We start from the raw sequence: 22,008 nt of genomic DNA, 5'->3' as shown, positions 1-22,008 counted from the left end.
GATATGAACGCCCCTCGCGCGCCTGACACTTACAAACCATATCCATTCGTCATGCTAATTAAAACCAGGACAATATCGGCGGCCGTTCTTCTCGCTGCCAGCGGCGTCGCCCACGCCAATGTGAGCTCGGTCACCTTGTATGGGCTCATCGACTACGGTGTGAATTACCAGAGCAACAGCGGCGGCGGGCGCGTGATCAGCGGCTCGAGCGGCATCATGCAGGGCTCGCGTTGGGGCTTCAAGGGTGTGGAGGATCTGGGCGGCGGTGTGTCCGCTGTGTTCCAACTCGAAAACGGCTTCGATCTCGGCAAGGGCACCGCCTTGCAGGGCGGCACGCTCTTCGGACGCCAGGCGTACGTCGGATTGTCGAGCAAGACGTACGGCACGCTGACGTTGGGTCGTCAGTATGATTCGCTCGTGACGTTCGTCGAATCGCAAATGAACTCCGCGAACTACGGCGGCGGCACGACCGCGCATCCGGGCGATCTCGACAACCTCAACAACAGCAAGCGCGTGAACAACTCGGTGAAGTACACGAGCCCGAGCATCGGCGGCTTTTCTATGGGCGGTGTATATGGGGTCGGCGGCCAGGCGGGCGATTTCTCGCGCAATCAAATATGGTCGGTCGGCGCAGGCTACGAGTACGGGAATTTCTCCGCGGGCGCGGCCTTCATGGACGTGCGCAATCCGAACCAGTCTTTCTTCACCAGTACACCCACCAACGTCGCGGGTGCGAATCTCAACAACATGACGGCGAGCCCCGTTTATAGTGGATACGCTTCGGCGCACTCGTATCAGGCGGTCGCGGCAGCGGGACGCTATACACTCGGCCCCGCGACCTTCGGCCTCGTCTACAGCAACGTGCAATTCAAGAATCTCGGCGATACGTCGTCCGGCTCGGATCCGCTCAGGCTCTCGGGCACCGCGAAATTCAACACGGGGGAATTCAATCTCACGTACTTCTGGACGCCTGCTCTTGTGAGCGAATTCGTCTATAGCTATACGCACGGCTCGGGCGCCGGCACGATAGGATCATCGAGTTACAACACCCTTTCGTTGTCGCTCGACTACTACCTCTCCAAGCGCACCGACGTGTATGTGATCAGCAGCACACAGTTCGCAAGCGGCACTGATTCCACCGGGCACGCGGCGCGCGCGGCGCTCAACGCGTTGACCGCCTCCTCGACGAATCGGCAGACGTTCGTTCAGTTAGGCATTCGCCATAAGTTCTGAGCACAGGGACGGCGCGCGAGCGCCGTCATCGTTGTCGGTTGCGGTCGATCCGATGGACGGAAACGAATGCGACCACGGATTGCGACCGAGCATCACGGATCTAAGCAGGCCTCTGGAACTCGCTGCATGTTTCCTCCTTCTCGCCCAGCCTGCCGCGTGTCATCGCGACGTCCTCAGCGAGCATCGCCACCGGCTTGGTGTAGCGCTCCATGCGCCGTCGCGTTGCGCGTCATCGTACAAGCGAGCGCGCGCCAATGGCCAACTTCGCATAGACATCGTCCGTCCGTTCTACTTGGATTTTCACTTCGCCCCAGCGACTCTTATCGAATTCGAACCGCCGTTCGAATGACGACCCACCCCCGATGCTGAACGGCAGAAACTGACCTCGGACAACACATATCCCCCGAGTAACCCGTGACACGACTAACGATAAAAAAAAGCGGAAGCGGCCACCCGGCCGCTTCCGCTTCTTCGTTTCCAGCCCCCATTCCGACGTCAAAATCAGCCGCCGAAACGATGCTTTCAGTCGATCCGGCCCATCACTCCGCCTTCCCGTCCCGCAGACGCGGAATCGCGAGCGGGTTGCTTTCCTGCAGCCCTTCGGGCAGCAGGTCGTCCGGGAAATCCTGGTAGCACACGGGCCGCAGGAAACGCTCGATCGCCGTCGCGCCGACCGACGTGACGGCCGGGTTCGACGTGGCGGGGAACGGCCCGCCGTGCACCATCGCGTCGCACACCTCGACGCCGGTCGGGTAACCGTTCACGAGCAGGCGCCCGGCCTTGCGTTCGAGGATCGGCAGCAGCCGGCGCGCCAGCGGCTTGTCGTCGGCATCCATCTGCAACGTGGCCGTCAGTTGGCCTTCGAGCGCGTCGAGCACGCGCGCGACTTCGTCGAGATCGCGGCAGCGCACGATCAGCGACGCCGGCCCGAACACCTCGTGGCTGAACGCCGGCTCGGCCAGGAACGCCTGCGCGCCGACTTCGTACAGCGCGCCGCCCGCCTGGCATTCGGCCTGCGCAGCCTCGCCCGCGCCGATTTCGCGCACGCCCGGCAGTTCGGCCAGCTTGCCGCGGCCGTTGCGATACGCATCGGCGATGCCGCGCGTCAGCATCACGCCGGCCGGCTTTTTCGCGAGCGCTTGCGCGGCGACGGTCTCGAAGCGGTCGAGATCGGGGCCGTCGAGCGCGAGCACGAGGCCGGGGTTGGTACAGAACTGGCCGACGCCGAGTGTCAGCGAATCGACGAAGCCCGTCGCGATCGCGTCGCCGCGCGCGGCGAGCGCGGCCGGGAACAGCACGACCGGGTTGATGCTGCTCATTTCCGCGTAGACGGGAATCGGCTGCGGGCGCGCGTTCGCGAGCTGCACGAGCGCCATGCCGCCCTGCCGCGACCCCGTGAAGCCGACGGCCTGGACCGCCGAATGGCTGACGAGCGCCGCGCCGATCACACGGCCGGGGCCGATCAGCAGCGAGAACACGCCGGCCGGCATCCCGCATTTCGCGACGGCGGCGCGGATCGCGCGGCCGACCAGCTCGGACGTGCCGAGGTGCGCCTCGTGCGCCTTCACGATCACCGGGCAGCCGGCCGCGAGCGCCGACGCCGTATCGCCGCCGGCCACCGAGAACGCGAGCGGGAAATTGCTCGCGCCGAACACGACGACGGGTCCGAGCCCGACTTTCTGCAGCCGCAGGTCCGCACGCGGCAGCGGCGTGCGCGCGGGCTGCGCGGGATCGATCGACGCGGCGAGGAAGCGCCCGTCGCGCACGACGCGCGCGAACAGCCGGAGCTGGCCGACGGTGCGGCCGCGCTCGCCCTGCAGCCGCGCGACGGGCAGGCCCGTTTCGGCGTGCGCACGTTCGATCAACACATCGCCGAGCGCAACGATCTCGTCCGCGATCGCGTCGAGAAACGCCGCGCGGGCCGCGAGCGGCTGCGCGCGGTACGCATCGAACGCGTCGCGCGCGAGTTCGCACGCGCGGTCGACGTCGGCCTGCGTCGCGACGCCGAACGCCGGCGCATCGATCGGCGCGCCCTTCGTCGGGTCGAACGCGTGCAAGGTACCGGCCGAGCCGGCCACCGCTTCGGCGCCGATCAGCATCTCTCCTGTCAGTTGCATGGGGTGTGCTCCGTGGTTCGGGAATGGATTGCCTATTGTAGCTCAACAGATATGATGTCTGCCGACCCATTTGATGATTCACGCCGGCTACCGGCCAGTCGGCGATACGCGTGGAATCCTTGTCCAGTCGAGCTTATCACGACATTTTTACCATCTCGCGTCGCCATTCAAAGGGAAAACCCGAGGTTTCTGCGTCCGGGCATTACCCATAAACTTCGGCTCATGTCATACGACGACGTACATTAAAGTGCCCAATCAGACCACTCCTCGCGATCTTCCGATCGACCTCGCGCGCACGGCGCGCCGGACCGCCGTGCGCTACTGGATCCTGGCGATGCTGTTCGTCGTCACGACGCTCAACTATGCGGACCGCGCGACGCTGTCGATCACCGGCACGCCGATCCGCAAAGCGTTCGGCATCGATCCGGTGACGATGGGCTACATCTTCTCGGCGTTCAGCTGGGCGTATGTGCTCGCGCAACTGCCGAGCGGCTGGCTGCTCGACCGCTTCGGCGCGCGGCGCGTATATGCGGCGAGCATCTTCCTGTGGTCGGCGTTCACGCTGCTGCAGAGCACGATCGGCCTCGGCGGCAGCGCCGCATTCGCGGTCGCCGCGTTGTTCGCGATGCGTTTCGCGGTCGGCATCGCCGAGGCGCCGGCGTTCCCGGCCAACGCGAAGGTCGTCGCGAGCTGGTTTCCGACCGCCGAGCGCGGCACGGCGTCGGCGATCTTCAATGCCGCGCAGTACTTCGCGGCCGTGGTGTTCTCGCCGCTGATGGCGTGGCTCACGCATGCGTACGGCTGGCACCAGGTGTACCTGTGGCTCGGCCTCGCGGGCATCGCGCTCGCGTTCCTGTGGCTGCGCGTCATGAAGGATCCGGCCGACCATCCGGCCGTGAACCGCGCGGAACTCGACCATATCGAGCAGGGTGGCGGCCTCGTGCGGTCGACGAGCAGCCCGACTGGCGCGCGCGGCATCGGAGGAGCGTCCGAAGGCAGCCGCGTCGCCGGCTGGTACTACGTGCGCCAGTTGCTGTCGAACCGGATGCTGATCGGCGTGTACCTCGGCCAGTACTGCGTGAACGTGCTCACGTACTTCTTCCTCACGTGGTTCCCGATCTACCTGGTGCAGGCGCGCGGGATGTCGCTGCTGAAGGCCGGCTTCATGACCTCGCTGCCGGCGATCTGCGGGTTCCTCGGCGGCGTGCTCGGCGGGATGCTGTCGGACGCGCTGATCCGCCGCGGCGTGTCGCTGACGCTCGCGCGCAAGATTCCGATCGTCGGCGGGATGGCGCTGTCGATGGCCATCATCGGCTGCAATTACGTCGACAGCGAAGCGCTGGTGATCGCGCTGATGGCCGTGTCGTTCTTCGGCAAGGGGATCGGCTCGCTCGGCTGGGCCGTCGTCGCGGATACGGCGCCGAAGGAAGCGATCGGCCTGTCGGGCAGCCTGTTCAACATGTTCGGCAACACGGCCGGCATCGTTGCGCCGATCGTGATCGGCTACCTCGTCGGCGCGAGCGGCTCGTTCAACGGCGCGCTCGTGTTCGTCGGCCTGAACGCACTCGTCACCGTGTTCAGCTATCTCGTGATCGTAAAGGACATCAAGCGCGTCGAACTGCGTCATCGCGACGCTTGAGGTGCTGCGGGAAAGGAAGACGACGGCGGCCGCATGAAAGCGGCCGCCGTTTTTTGCATCAGGTCGACGCATGCGCGACTTGCAGCATGTCGTGCACGCCGGACGTCATCAGCGCGAGGAACGCGAGCAGGCCGACGTAGCAGAGCGCGTACGTGGTCTTCGTTTCGATCGACGTCGCGTAGTACACGCGGTTCTCCGGCGCGTCGGGATTGTAGCGCCACGCGCGCTTCAGTTGCGGCAACGCGAGGATCGCCATCACGATCAGCAGCGGGCTCGGGCGATACACGAACAGCGCGATCAGCACGGGCACGCCCGCGAACCAGATGCGCGGCGACAGCACCGCGGTGATCCGCCCGCCGTCGAACGGCGACAGCGGAATCATGTTGAACAGGTTCAGGAAGAAGCCCGTGTACGACAGCGCGAGCAGCAGGTGGCTGTCGTAGTGCCGCGCGGCCGCGTAGCAGGCCAGCGCACCGAGCGTGCCGACGAACGGCCCGGCGAGCCCGACATACGCCTCGGTTTCCGCGTCGTGCGGCATCTCCTTCAACTGGATCCACGCGCCGACGAACGGGATGAACGTCGGCAGCCCGACGTCGAGCCCGCGCCGCTGCGCAGCCAGGTAGTGGCCGCCTTCGTGGACCAGCAGCAGCGCGACGAAACCGGCCGCGAACCGCCAGCCGTAGAACAGCGCGTAGACCGCGATCGACGCCAGCATGGTGCCCGCCGAAACGAGCACCTTGCCGAGCTTGAGGCCGCCGAAGATCAGCAGCAGCAGCTTCGTCATTCCTTGCGCTCCGTACCGGACGTGTCGGACACCTCGGCGACGGCCGGCACCGCGGCTGCCTTCGGCGTGCGCCCGAAGAAGCGCTTGAGCGCCGCGCCGCCGGCCAGCAGCGCAACCGCACCGATCTTGAAGAACTTCAGCGCGAACGCGCCGATCAGCGCGAGCAGGCCGAGCTTCTTCGCGCCGACGCCGACGATCAGCGCCGCGAGGCCGTACTCGGCGACGTGGTCGGTCGACTTGTTGAAATCGGCGTAGCGCTTGCCGTCGTTGAAGCGGATGTTCGACAGCAGGTCGTCGGCCGATGCCTGGTATTTCGGCAGATCGGCCAGCGTCGACGCCATCGTCAGCGACAGGTAGCCGTCGCGGCCGAGCACGAGCGTCCGGTAGTTCACGCCGTCGTTCTCGGCGTTCGCGGCCGCGCCCTTGTCGCGGATGATCGCGGACCACACGAGCCGGTGCGTGGCCGCGTCGTACGCGGGCGCCTTCGCCCAGCCCACCACCTCGGTTTCGGGCAGGCCGCGCTCCTTGCGCCCCGGGTTGTCTTCCTCGGTCCCGGCCTGCAAGCTCTTCAGCAGCTCGCCGGGCTTCCAGTCCTTCGCGTCGTCGTCGCGAATGTAGCCGCTCGGCTCGAACGACACGACCGAGATCCAGTCGGCGTCGGGGTCGTCGGGCAGCACGAGGCCGACCAGCTTCGATTCGTCGATCGAGTTGCCCATCGAGCGCAGGTAGCGGCCGGCTTCGGCGGCCGGCACGAACGACTCGCCGGCCTTCAGCTTCAGCACGGCTTCATGCTTCACGTCGATGTCGGCCGGCCCCTTCACGACGGCCTCGTTGGCGGCCGCGGCAGCGGCCCTCATTTCCACCTGCGCAGCTTCGGTCTGCGCGTGGCCGCTGGTCGCGGCGAGTGCAAGCATCGCCACGCAGGCGAGCCGGACGGCAAATTTTTTCATTGTTGGATTCCCCTGTAATGCCTTGTTGTGAATCTGCGCGGCAGCCGGCCCGTGCGTTGTCGTCGCGGGTCCGGCGCCGCCTCTCAGGTGGCACGGAGGCTATGGTAACGCAGCGCCGCGACGCTCCCGGGAACGGCGAAATGCTTACGTTGCAGGTAATGCCCAACGCGCACGGGATTGCCTATCATCTGCTCATGAACCCAACCGCCGCCCTTCATTCGCCCTCCCCGTCCGCCGGCCGCGCGTCCGGCATCGGCCCGCTGCTGCGCACGTGGCGGCAACGCCGGCGCCTGAGCCAGATGGCGCTCGCGCTCGACGCGGAAGTCTCCGCGCGCCACCTGAGCTTCGTCGAATCGGGCCGGGCACAGCCGAGCCGAGAGATGGTGCTGCATCTCGCGGAGCGTCTCGACGTGCCGCTGCGCGAACGCAACGCGCTGCTCGTCGCGGCCGGCTTCGCGCCGCTCTTTCGCGAACGGCCGTTTTCGGATCCGCAACTGGATGCCGCACGCCATGCAGTCGAAGCCGTGCTGCGCGGCCACGAACCCTACCCGGCGCTCGCGGTGGACCGCCACTGGACGCTGCTCGCCGCGAACCGGATGCTCGGCGCGCTGGTCGCGCAGGCCGATGCGTCGCTGCTGCAGCCGCCCGTCAACGTGCTGCGGCTGAGCCTGCATCCGGACGGCCTCGCGTCGCAGATCGTCAACTGGCATGAATGGCGCGCGCACATCCTGCATCGGCTGCAACGGCAGATCGATGCGAGCGGCGACCGCACGCTGCATGCGCTGCGCGACGAGCTCGCCGCGTATCCGGCGCCGGCCGGCCAGCCCGACGACACCCATGCGCGCGCCGACTTCGCGGATATCGCCGTGCCGCTGCGGCTGCGCACCGCGGCCGGCGAACTGGCGTTCTTCAGCACGACGACGGTGTTCGGCACGCCGGTCGACGTCACGCTGTCGGAACTCGCGATCGAGGCGTTCTTTCCGGCGAATCCGGAGACGGTGGACGCGATGCGGGCGCTGGCGGATGCGTTGCCGGCGTAGGGACCGCCATCAGCGGCGCTCGAGCGCCGGCTTCACGCCGAGCGCGAGCAGGGCCGCGCCGCTGACGTAAGGCCTCCAGCAGCTCACGTTGACGATCCACCCAGTGCGGACGATCCGGCGCGCACGCAGGCTGTGCGAGCGTCCCGTTGGCCCCCGCCCGATTATCTGGTGACGATACCGCAGCAACGCTTGCGCTCGCCGGCCGCTTCATCGCGCACATCACCCAACGAATTTCTCCCAAAACATAGCATTCGGCCGCCGCAGCAAACATATGCGCGACTGAGGCCGATCAAAATGCGTCGTCGCGACTCGAGCTGCGGATCCGGGAAGTTCCAACGTGGCCGTGACAAAAGCAAGCAGCTGCATCCTGCTCCATTTCCCTTCTCCCTGAATCCGCCATATTGCAAATTTGATTAGTACACCTTTTATTTGACAATCAAAAAAATCTGGCGCCCGTCATAAAAACAACACGAATGAATCAATGCGATCGGGAAATCGCGAACGGTGACATGCAAGCCACAACACGATTTTTATATTGAGCCTAGGAAAACAAATGAACAAGAATCAACGAGGGTTGGGGAATCCGGCACACCGCGCGCCGGAAAAGTCAAAAACCGCACTAGCTGTCGCGGTCTGTGCAGCCATGGTCGCATTCGCGGCGTCGGCGCCCGCGCGCGCCGACTATGTGCAGAACGGCACGTCGACCGAAACGTCGGGGAGCTGTGTCGGAAACATTGCAATCTCGGGGAGCAGCACGTATCCGGCGGCCGCCACGGGTTGCGACAACGTTGCGATCGGCACTGCAGCGGCCGCGAATTCCGGGTCGTCGACGGGCGCGTATAGCGAAACCGTCGCGATTGGCCGCGTGGCCGTTGCGACCGGCACACAGGCCACCGCGGTGGGTGGCAACGCCACCGCGACCGGAGACCACGCGACGGCGGTCGGCGCGCTTTCCGGTGCGATCGGAACCCAGGCGACGGCAGTCGGCGACGGAGCACTCGCGAACGGGGCAACGGCTTCGGCATTCGGCCAGGGCGCATCGGCAGTCGACCAGGCAACGGCGGTCGGGCAAGGTGCGAGCGCCACCGCGACATTTTCGACCGCCGTGGGCAAGGGCAGCATTGCGGCCGGCGGTACGGCACTCGGCTTCCAGGCAAACGCCGGTGCGGGCGATGCGGTCGCGCTCGGCATCGACAGTGTGGCATCCGCGACCGGCAGCGTCGCGATTGCGCGCGCAACCGCATCGGCGGTGAATTCGGTCGCCATCGGCGAAGGCGCGAACGCAGCCAACGCGAATTCCGTGGCCCTGGGTTCGAACGCTGCCACGCGTGCTTTCACGACCGTGAGCAGCGTGACGCTCAACGGCGTCAGCTACAGCGGTTTCGCGGGTACGCCGGTTGGCGTGGTCAGCGTGGGCAGCGCCGGCGCCGAGCGTCAAATCGTGAATGTCGCGGCCGGCGCCATCAGCGCGACCAGCACGGACGCCGTCAACGGCTCGCAGCTCTTCTCGATTGCAAGCCAGGTTTCGACACTGACGGCGGATCTCGCAACGCTCACGACCACCGTCGGCAAGATTTCGTCGAATGTCCCGAGCGGCACGGTTGCGGATGATACGGGCACCGCGATCGGCAAGAATACGCTGGTCAGCGTGCCGAACGGCACCGCAGTGGGCAACGGCTCCAACGTCTCGGGAGACAACGGTACGGCGGTCGGCGTCAACTCCACTGTCACCGCCACGAACGGAACGGCCATCGGCACGAATTCGAAAGTCACCGCGACAAACGGAACGGCGATCGGCACCGGCTCGAATGTGTCGGGCACGGACTCGACCGCGATCGGCACGAACAGCCGCGCGACCGCCAACAATTCGGTGGCGTTGGGCGCCAACTCGGTCGCGGATCGCGACAACACGGTTTCGATCGGCGCGCCGGGCGCCGAGCATCAGTTGACCAACATGGCCGACGGCACGGCACCGACAGACGGCGTGAACGTGCGCCAGTTGAACGGTGCAATCAATTCCGTCCGCGAGGAAATGTCGAAGTATCGCAAGGACGCAAACGCGGGCACGGCGAGCGCGATCGCAATGGCAAACATGCCGCAAGCCGTGCTGCCAGGCGAGAAGGTTGTCGCGCTCGGCGGCGGTACGTACGGCGGTCAAAGCGCAATGGCGGTCGGTCTTTCCGTCGCGACGGCGAAATGGCTGGTCAAGGGCTCGGTGACGACGGCGGTTTCGGGCCACGGCTCGTTCGGTGCGGGCGCAGGCGTCGGCTACCGCTGGTAATCGGTCTCTGACCGTGCAGTGTCAAGAGACTGTTTCTTGACACTGCCATGCTGGTCATCGGCGCCACCGCGCCGATGACACGGTCGTGACACGCGGTATGCCGGTTACGCTGGCGATTCATTTCGCTTACGTATAGAGCGACGCCTGCGGCAACTCCCCCGTCAACGCGAACCGTCCGACATCCCGAAGCCGATAGTCGAGCGGATCGTGCAACGTATGCGTGCGCGCGTTCCGCCAGAAGCGGTCGAGGCCGAGCGACGCGGCCGTCGCGCGCGCGCCGCAGGCATCGAACAGCGCCTCGCCGTTCTCGAGCGCCGCTCGCTGCGCGACGATCTTCGCCTCCGATACCGCGAGCGCCACTTCAGCGCGCTCGTCCGCCGTCAGCGCATCCCGCCGTACCCACGCGCGCTGCAACGCGCCGGCCGCTCGATCGGCCAGCGCCGCTGCGGCAATCGCGCGCACGCGCATGTCGCCGAAGCGCTGCAGCGTATACGGATCGTCGCCCGCCTGCGCGGCGCCAGAGTGAATCCACGGCCGCCCATGCTTCAGCACATAGTCGCGCGCCTCCGCCAGCGCGCCTTCCGCGAGCCCGACGAACAGGTTGGTCAGCACGAGCTGCGACACCAGCGTGCGCAGCGTCGCGCGCGGGGTCGGCGCCGTTTCCGAGCGGTGCAGCACCTCGTCCGCCGCGAGCGTCACGCCGTCGAAGCGCACGCTGCCGCTGTCGGTCTGGCGCTGGCCGATCGGATCCCAGTCATCGTTGACCGTGATCCCCGGACGATCGGTCGGCACCACGCCGAACACGGTGCGGCCGGTTTCCGGATCGTGCGCGGACACCGTCATCCGCTGCGAGCCGCGCGTGCCCGAACAGAAGCCCTTCACGCCGTCGAGCCGGTAGCCGCCGTCCGGCGTCGCGGCGGCAACGAGCCGCGTGTCGAGCGGATTGACCGCATTGCCCCACCACCAGCGCTGCTCGACCGTGCCGCGCAGATAGCGTTCGCGCTGCGCGGCGCTGCCCCACACGTCGACGCTCACCACCTGCAGGCACTGGAACCCGACGAGATGCGCGAGCGCGCTGTCGACGCGCGCGATCTGCCGGATCGCCTCGTAGATCGCGGGCCACACGGCTTCCTGCCCGCCGAACGCACGCGGCACCGCGAGCGTCAGCAGGCCCGCATCGGCGAGCCACTGCTTCTCCCGCGCCGCATGACCGCCCGCGCGGTCTCGCGCGGCGGCGGTCGCACACAATGCGTCGATGGCGTGTGTCAATGCGTCCGGGTCGAGTGCCGGCGCATCGTCGGTATCCGGCGCAAACGTCGCCGGGCCTCGTGGATCGTTCATGCGACGGCTTCCTGCACAACGGTTTCGCCCGACAGCGGCACGAGCGCGCCGAGCCGGCGGCCGGTCAGCCGCGACAGGATCTCGCGCCGCCAGTCGTCGTAGATCGCGCGATAGTCGGCGATGTCCGCGCCGAACACGTGCTCGGTGTGCGCGTACTCGTCGTGCAGATAACCATCGAGCCGTGCCTGCGCTTCCTCGTCGGCCGCGATCACGCGATCGACCAGCGCATCGCGCTCGGCCGCCGGCAACGCCTTCAGCGTGTCGAACCACCAGTTGACGATCTGCACGCGATGCCATTCCTCGTCCGGACGAATCCGGTTCTCGCCGTGCTCGCGCATCGCGCCGTCGCCGATGCGGCCGGTCTTGCGCTGGATCCACAGCTTCGCGAGGATGTGCAGTTCGTAATGCCATTCGAACGCGAGAAAGCCCGCGACGTCGCGCACCGCGATGTCGCCGATGCGCGCCCAGTGCGCGGCGACGAGCCGGTCGACTTCCGGCAGCGGATCGCGCCCCGTCAGTTCGGTCACGCGTTCGCGGCCGATCACCGCGTGCGCGCCGTCGTCACCGAGCTGGCGCGACAGGATCAGCTGGAAATGCGGGTCGTCGCGGAACAGCGTGTCGATCGCCTTCGCGACGACCTGCACGATGAACAGGTCGTGCGACGCCATCTTCGTGTAATAGTCGGCGACGGCGGCCAGCTCGTCGTCGTTGCGCGGCTCGCTCGGCGGCGTGGCGAGCTTGGTCGGAAAGCCGGGACGATGGCGTCGCGCCACGTCGAGAAACAGCGCCTCCTCGAATTGTCCGTTCCATTCGCGCGGCGCGCCGATGGGCAAGGTCATATCTGTCGGTCTCTCAGGATCATTGATGAAGCGAGCGGACGCTTGTGGCGTCGCTCAGGTACGCCGGGTCACGCGTCGGACCAGGCGGTCGCCCGTGATTTGCACGGCCGAGACGAGCGCGATCAGGATCACGATCACGGTCGCCATGACGGTGGTGTCGAAACGCTGGTAGCCGTAGCGGATCGCGAGATCGCCGAGCCCGCCCGCGCCGACGGCGCCCGCCATCGCGGTCGAGCCGATCAGCGCGACGACGGTGATCGTGAAGCCGCCGAGCATGCCGGGCAGCGCCTCCGGCAGCAGCACGTGCCACACGATGTGGCGGCGCTTCGCGCCCATCGCGAGCGCAGCCTCGATCAGCCCGCGATCGACTTCGCGCAGGCTCACTTCGGCGATCCGCGCGAAGAACGGGATCGCGGCGATCGATAACGGCACGACGGCCGCCCATACGCCGATCGTCGTGCCGATCAGCACGCGCGTGAACGGCAGCAGCGCGACGAGCAGGATGATGAACGGCGTCGAGCGGAACACGTTGACGAGCGCGCCGAGCACCGCGTTCACGCCGCGCCGCGCGTAGATGCCGCCGGGCGCGGTCGTCACGAGGATCACCGCGAGCGGAATGCCGATCAGCGCCGCGATCGCGGCCGACGCGGCGACCATCGACAGCGTGTCGCGGATCGCGTCGAGCAGTTCGGGCCACCAGAGGTCAAACATAGCCGAGCACCTCCGCGTGATTCGCGTGGCGGCGCGCGCGTTCGAGCAACGCGGCGACCACGCCGCGCGCATGCGCGTGGCCGGCATCGTCGGCGCGCGGCGCCGCCGCGATCACGAGGCGCCCCTGCGCATGCCCCTGGATGCGCTCGATCCCGCCGTGCAGGAAACGCACGGAACCGCCGAGCGCCGCCGCGAGCGCGCCGACGTCCGGCTCGCCGCCGCTCTCGCCCGTATAACGAACGTCGAGCACGACCTGCGTGCCGTCGGGCAATGCGGCCTGCTCGGGCAGCGGCTGCACGCGCGCGGCGAGTTCAGCCGGCAGGTCGTGCACGAGCGTGCTGAGCAGCGCGCGCGTCGCACCATGGCGCGGATCGCCGAACACACGCCACACGGGGCCCGTTTCGACGACTTCGCCCTGTTCGATCACCACTACGGTGTCGCACACCGCGCGAATCACCTCCATCTCGTGCGTGATCAGCACGATCGTCAGCCCGAGGCGGCGGTTGATGTCAGCGAGCAGCGCGAGGATCGACTGCGTCGTCTCGGGATCGAGCGCCGACGTCGCCTCGTCGCACAGCAGCACCTCGGGATCGTGCACGAGCGCGCGGGCGATGCCGACGCGCTGCTTCTGGCCGCCCGACAGGCTCGCCGGATACGCGTCGCGCTTCGCGGCGAGCCCGACGAGTTCGAGCAGCGCCTCGACCTTGCGCATGCGCTCGGCCTTCGGCACGCCGGCGATCTTCAGCGGCAGCGCGACGTTCTCGAATACCGTCTTCGCGGACAGCAGGTTGAAATGCTGGAACACCATGCCGGTGCGACGCCGCAGCGCGACGAGCCCGTCCTCGTCGAGCGCGCCGACGTCGACGCCCTGCACGTGCACGCGGCCCGAACTCGGCCGTTCGAGCCCGTTTACGAGCCGCAGCAGCGTCGACTTCCCGGCGCCGCTACGGCCGATGATCCCGAACACCTCGCCGCGCCGCACGTCGAGCGTCACGTCTCGCAGCGCGGCGGCCTGGCCGCGCGGTGTCGCGAACACCTTGCCGACCTGCTCCAGCGACACGGCGACGCCGCCAGCCAGCGCGGCCTCCGCTTCATGCGTCGTTGCAGCGGCGCCGGCACGCGCGGCCGATGTATCGATGAAACCCAGCGTATCGAACAATTGCGTCATCGCTTCGCTCCGTCAGGTTCAGGCATGCGCGGGATGCGCGGGTTCGGACACGGCGCCCGGTCGGTGCTGCGCGCCCGTGTGCCACGCGGGCAGGCGCGGGCCCGCGCCGAACAGCTTCTCGCGCAGCGTCGGCGCGGGATCGTAGTCTTCCTTGTAGATGCCGCGGTTCTGCAGTTCGGGCACGACCCAGTCGACGAAATCCTCGAACGATTCGGGCATCACGGTGCGCGTCAGGTTGAAGCCGTCGATGCCCGTCTCGTCGATCCACGCCTGCAGTTCGTCCGCGACCTGCGACGGCGACCCGACGATCGGCGCATAACGACCGCCGAGCGACATCTGTTCGAGCATCCGGCGCACGGTCCACGTGCCGGTCGTGCTCTTGCGCGAGATCGCGTCGACGGCCGACTGGATCGAATCGGTCTTCACGTACGAAATCGGCTCGTCGAGGCCGTACTTCGCGAAGTCGATGCCGGTCGAACTCGCGAAATGCGCAAGGCCGGCTTCCGGGCTCGCATAACGCCGGTATTCGTCAAACTTCTCGCGCGCGAGAAGTTCGGTCTCGGCCGTCACGACGCTCACGCCCGCGAAAATCCGGATCGACGCCGGATCGCGGCCCTGCCGCGCGGCGGCCGCGCGAATGTCGAGCGCCGCCGCGCGCGCGGCGGCCTTGCTCTGCCCGTTCACGAACACGCATTCCGCGTGACGGCCCGCGAACTCGACGCCGCGCGCGGACGACCCGGCCTGGTACAGCACCGGCGTGCGCTGCAGCGACGGCTCGCTCAGGTGGATCGCGTCGACCGAATAGAACGGCCCGTCGTGCTTCACGCGCCGCACCTTGCCTGGCTGCGCGAACACGCGTGCCTGCGCGTCACGGATCACCGCGTCGTCGTCCCAGCTCTGTTCCCACAGCTTGTAGACGACCTCCAGGTAGTCGTCGGCGCGCTCGTAGCGGTCGTCGTGGCCGATCTGCTGCGCGAGGCCCATCCCGCGCGCGGCGCTGTCGAGATAGCCGGTGACGATGTTCCAGCCCACCCGCCCTTTCGTCAGGTGATCGAGCGTCGACATGCGGCGCGCGAACAGGTAAGGCGGCTCGTAGGTGAGGTTCGCGGTCACGCCGAAGCCGAGATGCCGCGTGACCTGCGCCATCGCGGGCACGAGCAGCAGCGGATCGTTGACGGGCACCTGCACCGATTCGCGCAGCGCGGCGTCGGGGCCGCCGCCGAACACGTCGTACACGCCGACGATGTCCGCGAGAAAGATACCGTCGAACTTGCCGCGCTCGAGTGTCTTCGCGAGATCGGCCCAGTAGTCGAGATCGGTGTAGTGCGCGGAGCGGTCGCGCGGATGCGTCCACAGCCCGTGATTGATGTGCCCGACGCAGTTCATGTTGAACGCGTTGAGCAGGATCTTCTTGCCGTTCGCCATGTTCGCCTCCGTCACCAAGCGATCGCGTACAGCGAGCCGAACGCGTTGTCGAGTGCCTTGCGCACCGCCGGCGAGTGCTGGTAGATCGCGATGAACTTGCGGATGCGCGGATCGTTCACGCTGTCCGGCCGCACGACCCACTGGATCGCAAAGCTCTTGTTCTCGGTACCGTCGAACAGCAGCGCGCTGTTCGGGTCGGTCGTGCCGGCGAGCTTGATGAAGCTCGGGTAGCCCTGCGCGAGATCGACGTCGTCGAGCGAACGCGCGAGTTGCGACGCTTCGAGCGGGATGATCTTCAGGTGCTTCGGGTTCGCGACGATGTCGTGCGTCGTCGCGCGGTAATCGGTGCCCGGCTTCAGCGTGATGAGGCCCGCGCGCTGCAGCAACAACAGTCCGCGCCCGCCGTTCACGGGATCGTTCGCGATCGCGACCCGCGCGCCGTCCTTCAGCTCGGCAAAGCTTTTCACCTTCTTCGAATAGAGGCCGATCTTCATGATCGTGCCGGGCGCGATCGACACGAAGTTGTAGCCGCCCTGCTTTTTCGCGTTCTCGAGAAACGGGATGTGCTGGAAGTAGTTGACGTCGATGTCCTTGTTCGCGAGCGCCGCGTTCGGCGTATTCCAGTCGGTGAACTCGACGATCCGCACGTCGAGCCCCTGCGCCTTGGCCTCCTTCGCGGCGATCTTCAGCGCCTCGATCTGCGGGCTGGTCGAGATGCCGACCTTCAGCGGCGCGGTGTCGGCGCGCGCGCCGTTCGGCAGCACGAGGCCGAGCAACACCGCGAGCAGCGCGGCCGCCAGCAGGCGGGCCGGCCGGGCAAGGCGGCCGGAGGATAAGCGGGCGGAAAAAACGGCATGCAGCATGGAAACCACTCTCCTGTCCAAAGACGGTATCGACGGATGAGCGACGCCGCGGCGAACGCGCGGGCGTTCTCCGGACAGTCGTCGTCGCATCGGAAAAGGATCAGCCGATGATAGAGAGCGGCGGGAGGGCGGTCTACGAAGCGATTGTGCGAAGAAAATCGCGCGCGGCGATATGGCGCACGATCGGGCGCGGCCGGGCGCCCGGCCGGCGATCCGGCCGAAATCTCGGCCCGGGCGCCGCGCGAATTCCGAAATCTCGGAACGGCCTGCGCGAGCCCCTTTCAGAAGACGAAGCAAATCCCTTATGAATCAATGACCTGCAAGCGAGCAGGCGAACCGGAATCCTGGCACGGAGGTTGCGTAATAGTCGGCACACGATGCCGCGAAGTCATGCAGGCATTCCAACATCAGGAGACACGTCTTGCAGACCTCTATCCATACCCCGTCCCATCCGGAACCGATTGCCGAAGCCGGTCCCGCCACGCGCGAACGCTTCTGGCCTGAAGGCTGGTGGAAGCTGATGGAAATCCGCATCGGCATCATTCCGCTGCCCGTCTACTTCATCCTGCTCGCGCTGATCGTCGGCTTCGTGGTAACCGGCAAGGTGCCCGGCGAGATCTCGATGGCGATCGCGGTGCTCGCGTTCTTCGGCTTCACCTGCGCCGAACTCGGCAAGCGTCTGCCGCTGCTGCGCAATATCGGCGCGGCCGCGATCTTCGCGACCTTCGTGCCGTCGGCGCTCACGTACTACCACGTGCTGCCGAAACCGGTGCTGAACCTAACGACCGAATTCACCAAGTCGACCAACTTCCTGTACCTGTTCATCGCGTCGATCATCGTCGGCAGCATCCTGAGCATGGACCGGCGCGTGCTGATCCAGGGCTTCGTGAAGATCTTCATCCCGCTCGCGGCGGGCTCGGTGGCGGCGGCAATCGTCGGCACGGCGGTCGGTACCGCGCTCGGCCTCGGCGCACGCCACACGCTGCTGTACATCGTCGTGCCGATCATGGCGGGCGGCGTCGGCGAAGGCGCGATTCCGCTGTCGATCGGCTATTCGGAACTGATGCACCTGCCGCAGGGCGAAATGTTCGCGATGGTGCTGCCGCCGGTGATGCTCGGCAGCCTGACCGCGATCATCCTGTCGGGCGCGCTCGACATGCTCGGCAAGCGCCTGCCGCACCTGACCGGCAACGGCCGCCTGCAGGTCGGCGAAAGCGGCGACATGACGCCGGAAAACGAAGAAATCCGCGGCCACGTCGACGTCACGCACATCGCGGGCGCCGGCATCACCGCGATCACGCTGTATCTCGTCGGCCTGATGGCGCACAAGCTGTTCGGCCTGCCCGCGCCGGTCGCAATGCTGTTCCTCGCGGTGCTCGTGAAGCTCGCGCGCGCGGTGTCGCCGCCGCTGCAGGAAGGCGCGTTCGTCGTCTACAAGTTCTTCTCGACGGCCGTCACGTATCCGCTGCTGTTCGCGATCGGCGTCGCGATGACGCCGTGGGACAAGCTGACCGCCGCCTTCACGATCGTCAATGTCGTGACGATCGTGTCGACCGTCACGACGCTGATGGGCACCGGTTTCGTGGTCGGCCGCCTGCTGAAGATGTACCCTATCGACACCGCAATCGTGAACGCCTGCCATAGCGGGCAAGGCGGCACCGGCGACGTCGCGATCCTGACCGCCGCGAACCGGATGCAGTTGATGCCGTTCGCGCAGATCGCGACGCGCATCGGCGGCGCGATCGTCGTCACGGTCACGCTGATCCTGGTCGCGCACTTCGGATGACGCGCCGCCGCGCGCCCCGTCGCGCAGGCCGTCGTGCCGCCGGACCCGCACGCGCCGCCGCCGGCTTTGCCGGCGCGCGGCGCGCGTCGTTCCGGGCCGGTTGCGGGCTTCGATGAGGGCGAACGTGCAGAAGAGCTTCAAGGGAATCCCGTGGTGGGGCTGGGCGTCGGCCGCCGTGCTGTATGTCGGCGTGGCGGGCGCGGCCGTCGATTTCGCATGGGAGCGCGCGATCGACGCGCTCGAGGAAGCCGGCGCGCACCGGCTCGACCTGTATGCGTCGAGCCTGAAGAGCGAGCTCGGCCGCTTCGAGATCCTGCCCGGCCTGGTTGCGCGGCAGGACGGCGTGCGCGCGATGCTGAAGGCCGCGCCGCACGATGCGCCCGGTCTCGTGCACACGGTGAACACGTACCTCGAAGCGGTGAACCGCGACGCGGGCAGCGGCGCCGTCGACGTGATCGACCTGCGGGGCGAGGTGATCGCCGCCAGCAACTGGAACGAGACGATCAGCTTCGTCGGCACCAACGTGTCGTACCGGCCGTACTTCAAGGACGCGCTCGCGCGCGGCAGCGGCCGCTTCTTCGGCATCGGCACCAACACGGGCGTGCCGGGCGTCTACTTCGCCAGCGCGGTGCGCGACGACGGCGTGCCGATCGGCGTGGCCGCCGTCAAGATCAGCGTCGATCCGCTCGAATCGGCGTGGCGCGCGCCGGGCGTCGCCGCGATGGTCGTCGACAGCAACGGCGTGGTCGTGATCTCGACCGAACCCGCGTGGAAATTCACCGCGCTGCGCCCGATCACCGCGCAGCAGCAGCGCGACATCCAGTCGTCGCGGCAATACGCGGGCCGCACCGTCGACGCGCTGCCGTACCGCCGCATCGGCGACCGCAGTGCGGCCGCGTGGTTCGGCACCTTCCCCGATCCGCGCCGCACCGGCCGCGCCACGCGTTATCTCGTGATGTCGCGCCCCGCGCCGCAGGCCGGCGACTCGCTGATGGTGCTGCTCGACATCGCGGGCGCGCGGCGCCAGCAGCAGACGGCGTTCGTGTTCGTCACGGGCGCGTTCCTGATCGCCGCGCTGCTGGCCGGCTACGCGATCCAGCGCCGCCGTGCGATCGTCGCGCGGCTGAACGCGCAGGACGCGCTGCGCCGCGCGAACGACCAGCTCGAACTGACCGTCGCGCAGCGCACGGCCGCGCTGACCGCCGCGAACGAGCGAATGCAGCTCGAGATCGACGAGCGCGAGCGCACCGAGCAGCGGCTGCGCGATTCGCAGCAGGAAGTCGTGCACGCGGGCAAGCTCGCGGTGCTCGGGCAGATGGCCGCCGGCCTCACGCACGAGCTGAACCAGCCGCTCGTCGCGATCCGCACGCTGTGCGACAACGCGCGCACGTTCTTCGAGCGTAACCAGCCCGCGCAGGCGTTCGCGAATCTCGAGCGGATCGGCAAGCTCGTCGACAGCATGGCCGTGCTCACCGGCGAGCTGAAGACCTTCGCGCGCAAGCCGGACGTCGAGCGCGTCGCGGTGTCGCTCGCCGAGGCCGTCGCGCATGCGCGGCTGATCTACGATGCGCGGATCCGCGACGAAGGCGTGCGGCTCGACGTGAACATCGCGCCCGGCACGACGGTGTCCGCCGAATCGAGCCAGTTGCAGCAGGTGATCGTGAACCTGCTCGGCAACGCGCTCGACGCGGTGCACGACGCACCCGTGCGCCGGATCGTCATCGACGCCGACGGGCCCGACGAAGCCGGCCGCGTGCGCTTCAGCGTCGCCGACAGCGGTGCCGGCATCACGCCCGACGTGCTGCCGCACCTGTTCGAGCCGTTCGTCACGACCAAGCCGCGCGGCCAGGGCCTCGGGCTCGGCCTCGCGATCACGTCGCGCATCGTCGAGGGGTTCGGCGCGAAGATCGCTGCCGCGAACCGCGACGAAGGCGGCGCGCAGTTCAGTATCGAATTCGCGGCGGCCACGCCGCAAAGGACAGAGCATGGAAGATGAGATTCGCGTGCTGGTCGTCGAGGACGACGAGAACGTCCGGATCGGCGTTGAGCAGGCCGTCGCGCTCGCCGGGTTCCCGGTCGACGCCTTCGCGTCGGCCGCCGACGCACTCACGCACGTCGCGCCCGGCGCGCCGGTCGTGATCGTGTCGGACGTGCGGATGCCGGGCATCGACGGGCTGCAGCTGCTCGACCGCGTGATGGCTGTCGATGCGCAGATCCCGGTCGTGCTGATCAGCGGCCATGCGGACATCTCGACGGCGGTCGGCGCGATGCAGGTCGGCGCATACGACTTCATCGAGAAGCCGTTTTCGTCGGACGTGATCGCAGGCCGCGTCGCGCGCGCGGTCGAGAAGCGCCGCCTGACGCTCGAGGTGCAGGGGCTGCGCGCGGCGCTGCACAACTGGCAGGGGATCGAAGCGTTCGTGCTCGGCAAGTCGCCCGCGATGGCCGACGTGCGCAAGAAGATCCTGCGCCTCGCCGATACGTCGGTGTCGGTGCTGATCACCGGCGAAACGGGCACCGGCAAGGAGCTGATAGCGCGCAGCCTGCACGATTTCGGCGGGCGGCGCGACGCGCACTTCGTCGCGCTGAACTGCGGCGGGCTGCCCGAGCAGATCTTCGAGAGCGAGCTGTTCGGCCACGAGGCCGGCGCATTCACCGGCGCGATCAAGAAGCGCATCGGCAAGATGGAGTGGGCGCACGGCGGCACGCTGTTCCTCGACGAGATCGAGACGATGCCGATCCCGCTGCAGATCAAGATGCTGCGCGTGCTGCAAGAGCGTGTGGTCGAGCGGCTCGGCGCGAACGAGCTGATTCCGGTCGACTGCCGCGTGATCGCTGCGTCGAAGGCCGATCTCGCCGAACTCGCGGCCGACGGCCGCTTCCGCGCAGACCTGCTGTATCGCCTCAACGTCGCGCAGATCGAGCTGCCGCCGCTGCGCGAGCGGCGCGAGGACGTGCCGCTGCTGTTCGAGCATTTCGTGCTCGCGGCCGCACGGCGCTTCGGACAGCCGGCGCCGATCGTCACGGCTGCGCAGGTGTCCGAACTGATGACGCATGCGTGGCCCGGCAACGTGCGCGAACTGCAGAACGTGGCCGACCGCTTCGTGCTCGGCCTCACCGGCGACAGCCTGCTGTCGGCCGGCGGCGCGCCGGCCGTGGGCGGCACGCTCGCGGAGCAGCTCGCGTATTTCGAGCGGATGCTGATCGAGGACATGCTACGGCGTCACAACGGCAACGTCGCGGACGCGAGCGTCGCGCTCGGCATGCCGAAGAAGACGCTTTATCACAAGCTGCGCAACCTGCGGATTCCCGCGCGCGGCGACGCCGCGGCCGACGGCGGCGAATGACGCGAACGAGGACACGCACAGCATGGATCGCATCGAAGTGACTGAACAAGGCCGCATCGCCGGCCACCTGATCCGCGGCGTCACGCGCGCGCAGAAGACCTTCCGCCCCAGCGACTGGCCCGAACGCCTCGCAGGCGTTATCACGCTGTTCGTCGGCGAACGGCGGCCCGGCTATCCGTGCGCGCTGTCGCGGCTCGCGATGCCCGTCGTCGACGGCGGTGCCAAATGCCTGTTCGTGTCGGACGAGCTGCGCGACGTGTGCGCGGACGCGTTCGACTTCGCGATGCAGTTCGCCGCCGACAACGACCTGCCCGTCGAGCTTCAGACCGCACCCGCGTTGACGGTGCGCTGACGCGCGGGCCCGCCTGCTTCCTTTTTCCCGGTGCGAATGCGCGTGCGCGCAGGCCGTCGCACGCCCTTTCGGCGACGAAACCGATCGTCAGATTATTGAAGGCTTCGACGCACGCCCACGCTCCGACAGGGG

General features: G+C 67.6%; 17 protein-coding genes. 8 read left to right on the top strand and 9 right to left on the bottom strand.

All coding sequences use genetic code 11. The features are described from left to right. Positions 1-51: 51 nt before the first annotated feature. Entirely contained in the window at positions 52-1,233 is a 1,182-nt protein-coding gene (locus tag CUJ89_RS18280; RefSeq protein ID WP_114178846.1) for a porin, read from the top strand. A 539-nt stretch (positions 1,234-1,772) separates the two neighbouring features. Here the strand turns inward: CUJ89_RS18280 and CUJ89_RS18275 are convergent. Further along, entirely contained in the window at positions 1,773-3,350 is a 1,578-nt protein-coding gene (locus CUJ89_RS18275) for an aldehyde dehydrogenase (NADP(+)) (RefSeq protein ID WP_114178844.1), read from the bottom strand. A 247-nt stretch (positions 3,351-3,597) separates the two neighbouring features. On the opposite strand from CUJ89_RS18275, the gene CUJ89_RS18270 reads away from it, so the two are divergent. Continuing rightward, positions 3,598-4,989, top strand: coding sequence for an MFS transporter (locus CUJ89_RS18270; protein WP_114178842.1), 1,392 nt, complete (start codon positions 3,598-3,600; stop codon positions 4,987-4,989). A gap of 58 nt (positions 4,990-5,047) precedes the next feature. Here the strand turns inward: CUJ89_RS18270 and CUJ89_RS18265 are convergent, their stop codons facing one another. Continuing rightward, positions 5,048-5,773: a site-2 protease family protein gene (locus CUJ89_RS18265; protein WP_114178840.1), complete on the bottom strand. Its 726-nt coding sequence runs from the start codon at positions 5,771-5,773 to the stop codon at positions 5,048-5,050. Next, positions 5,770-6,723: a DUF2167 domain-containing protein gene (locus CUJ89_RS18260; RefSeq protein WP_114178838.1), complete on the bottom strand. Its 954-nt coding sequence runs from the start codon at positions 6,721-6,723 to the stop codon at positions 5,770-5,772. Before CUJ89_RS18260 ends, CUJ89_RS18265 begins: the two co-directional genes overlap by 4 nt. A 194-nt stretch (positions 6,724-6,917) precedes the next feature. Between CUJ89_RS18260 and CUJ89_RS18255 the strand changes: the two genes are divergently transcribed. Both CUJ89_RS18255 and CUJ89_RS18250 read left to right on the top strand, forming a co-directional pair. Next, entirely contained in the window at positions 6,918-7,763 is an 846-nt protein-coding gene (locus tag CUJ89_RS18255; protein ID WP_114181435.1) for a helix-turn-helix domain-containing protein, read from the top strand. A 553-nt stretch (positions 7,764-8,316) separates the two neighbouring features. Next, a complete protein-coding gene (locus CUJ89_RS18250; protein WP_114178836.1) occupies positions 8,317-10,044 on the top strand; it encodes a YadA family autotransporter adhesin in 1,728 nt (575 codons plus the stop codon). Positions 10,045-10,170: 126 nt separating this feature from the next. On the opposite strand, the gene CUJ89_RS18245 is transcribed toward CUJ89_RS18250, so the two are convergent. The 6 genes from CUJ89_RS18245 to CUJ89_RS18220 are packed head-to-tail and all read right to left on the bottom strand — an operon-like array spanning position 10,171 to position 16,391. Next, on the bottom strand, positions 10,171-11,385 hold the full coding sequence (locus CUJ89_RS18245; RefSeq protein ID WP_114178834.1) for an acyl-CoA dehydrogenase family protein: 1,215 nt from the start codon (positions 11,383-11,385) through the stop codon (positions 10,171-10,173). Continuing rightward, entirely contained in the window at positions 11,382-12,224 is an 843-nt protein-coding gene (locus tag CUJ89_RS18240) for a hypothetical protein (RefSeq protein ID WP_114178832.1), read from the bottom strand. The genes CUJ89_RS18245 and CUJ89_RS18240 overlap by 4 nt, the downstream gene beginning before the upstream one ends. Before the next feature lie 54 nt (positions 12,225-12,278). Next, the gene (locus CUJ89_RS18235; protein WP_006491339.1) at positions 12,279-12,935 is read right to left on the bottom strand and encodes a methionine ABC transporter permease; all 657 of its coding nucleotides are present in this window, start codon (positions 12,933-12,935) and stop codon (positions 12,279-12,281) included. Further along, positions 12,928-14,103, bottom strand: coding sequence for a methionine ABC transporter ATP-binding protein (locus CUJ89_RS18230; RefSeq protein WP_114178830.1), 1,176 nt, complete (start codon positions 14,101-14,103; stop codon positions 12,928-12,930). Before CUJ89_RS18230 ends, CUJ89_RS18235 begins: the two co-directional genes overlap by 8 nt. An 18-nt stretch (positions 14,104-14,121) precedes the next feature. Continuing rightward, positions 14,122-15,528 carry an LLM class flavin-dependent oxidoreductase gene (locus CUJ89_RS18225; protein WP_114181434.1) on the bottom strand — a complete coding sequence of 469 codons (1,407 nt, stop codon included), beginning with the start codon at positions 15,526-15,528 and terminating at the stop codon, positions 14,122-14,124. 11 nt (positions 15,529-15,539) lie between these two features. Beyond that, entirely contained in the window at positions 15,540-16,391 is an 852-nt protein-coding gene (locus CUJ89_RS18220; RefSeq protein ID WP_114178828.1) for a MetQ/NlpA family ABC transporter substrate-binding protein, read from the bottom strand. Positions 16,392-16,812: 421 nt separating this feature from the next. On the opposite strand from CUJ89_RS18220, the gene CUJ89_RS18215 reads away from it, so the two are divergent. The 4 genes from CUJ89_RS18215 (at position 16,813) to CUJ89_RS18200 (ending at position 21,876) form a co-directional block, all read left to right on the top strand. Then, on the top strand, positions 16,813-18,177 hold the full coding sequence (locus CUJ89_RS18215) for a 2-hydroxycarboxylate transporter family protein (RefSeq protein WP_114178826.1): 1,365 nt from the start codon (positions 16,813-16,815) through the stop codon (positions 18,175-18,177). Positions 18,178-18,289: 112 nt separating this feature from the next. Continuing rightward, positions 18,290-20,173 carry a sensor histidine kinase gene (locus tag CUJ89_RS18210; RefSeq protein ID WP_114178824.1) on the top strand — a complete coding sequence of 628 codons (1,884 nt, stop codon included), beginning with the start codon at positions 18,290-18,292 and terminating at the stop codon, positions 20,171-20,173. Beyond that, a complete protein-coding gene (locus CUJ89_RS18205) occupies positions 20,163-21,524 on the top strand; it encodes a sigma-54-dependent transcriptional regulator (RefSeq protein ID WP_114178822.1) in 1,362 nt (453 codons plus the stop codon). The genes CUJ89_RS18210 and CUJ89_RS18205 overlap by 11 nt, the downstream gene beginning before the upstream one ends. A 22-nt stretch (positions 21,525-21,546) precedes the next feature. After that, a complete protein-coding gene (locus tag CUJ89_RS18200) occupies positions 21,547-21,876 on the top strand; it encodes a DUF3579 domain-containing protein (protein ID WP_114178820.1) in 330 nt (109 codons plus the stop codon). Positions 21,877-22,008 lie beyond the last annotated feature (132 nt).

This window comes from Burkholderia pyrrocinia (genome assembly GCF_003330765.1).
GTDB classification, from domain to species: domain Bacteria; phylum Pseudomonadota; class Gammaproteobacteria; order Burkholderiales; family Burkholderiaceae; genus Burkholderia; species Burkholderia pyrrocinia_B.
The sequence above is the reverse complement of the archived record's forward strand: the minus strand, read 5'-3'. Positions and strand labels throughout refer to the sequence as shown.